The organism is Streptomyces sp. CC224B (genome assembly GCF_030010595.1).
In the GTDB taxonomy this organism is placed as follows: domain Bacteria; phylum Actinomycetota; class Actinomycetes; order Streptomycetales; family Streptomycetaceae; genus Streptomyces; species Streptomyces longispororuber.
Map to the genome: position 1 here is coordinate 1 of NZ_JASCXL010000243.1, position 1,286 is coordinate 1,286.

At 71.2% G+C, this 1,286-nt stretch carries 1 protein-coding gene; it reads left to right on the plus strand.

The window, feature by feature from the left end; all coding sequences use genetic code 11:
* A partial coding sequence (locus QK440_RS41160; RefSeq protein WP_282798384.1) for a universal stress protein occupies positions 1 to 1,286 on the plus strand: 1,286 nt, incomplete at both ends.

Sequence of the window (1,286 nt, forward strand, 5' to 3'; positions counted from 1 at the left end):
CGCGGCAAGCTTCGGATCTATCTCGGTGCGGCACCGGGTGTGGGTAAGACGTATGCGATGTTGTCCGAGGCGCATCGGCGGGTGGAGCGGGGCACGGACTGTGTGGTGGCGTTGGTGGAGCATCACGGGCGTCCGCGGACGGAGGTGATGTTGCGGGGGTTGGAGCAGGTGGGGCGCCGGGAGCTGGTGTACCGGGGTGCGGTGTTCGCGGAGATGGATGTGGAGGCGGTGCTGCGGCGGGCTCCCGCGGTGGCGTTGGTGGATGAGCTGGCGCATACGAATGTGCCGGGGTCGCGTCATGCCAAGCGGTGGCAGGACGTGGAGGAGTTGCTGGCGGCGGGCATTGATGTGGTGTCGACGGTGAACATCCAGCATCTGGAGTCGCTGGGTGACGTGGTGGAGTCGATCACGGGGGTGCGGCAGCGGGAGACGGTGCCGGACGAGGTGGTGCGGCGGGCGGATCAGATCGAGCTGGTGGACATGTCGCCGCAGGCGCTGCGGCGGCGGATGGCGCACGGCAACATCTATACGGCCGACAAGGTGGATGCGGCGCTGTCGAACTATTTCCGGCCCGGGAATCTGACGGCGTTGCGGGAGCTGGCGCTGTTGTGGGTGGCGGACCGGGTGGATGAGTACCTGCAGCAGTACCGGGGGGAGCACGGGATACGGTCCACGTGGCAGGCGCGGGAGCGGATCGTGGTGGGGCTGACGGGGGGTCCGGAGGGGCGCACGCTGATCCGGCGGGCGGCGCGGATGGCGGCCAAGGGCTCGGGGGGTGAGGTGATGGCCGTCTACATCGCCCGCAGTGACGGGCTGACCGCGGCCTCGCCGAAGGAGCTCGCCGTCCAGCGCACCCTCGTCGAAGACCTCGGCGGCAGCTTCCACCAGGTGATAGGGGACGACATCCCGGCCGCGCTCCTGGAGTTCGCCCGCGGGGTGAACGCCACCCAGATCGTCCTCGGCGTCTCGCGCCGCAAGGCCTGGCAGTACGTCTTCGGGCCGGGCGTGGGCGCGACCGTGGCCCGCGAGTCCGGGCCCGACCTCGACGTGCACCTCGTCACCCACGACCGGATGGGCAAGGGCACGGACCTGTCCCGGCCCCCGCGCACCGCCCGCCTCGGCCGCAACCGGCGCGTCTGCGGCTGGCTCATCGGCATGGCGGGGCCGGTGCTGCTCTCGCTGCTGCTGCGCGGCGTCGCCCCGGGCCTCGGGCTCGCCAACGACATGCTGCTGTTCCTGACCCTGACGGTCGCGGCGGCCCTGCTCGGCGGCATGCTCCCGGCGCT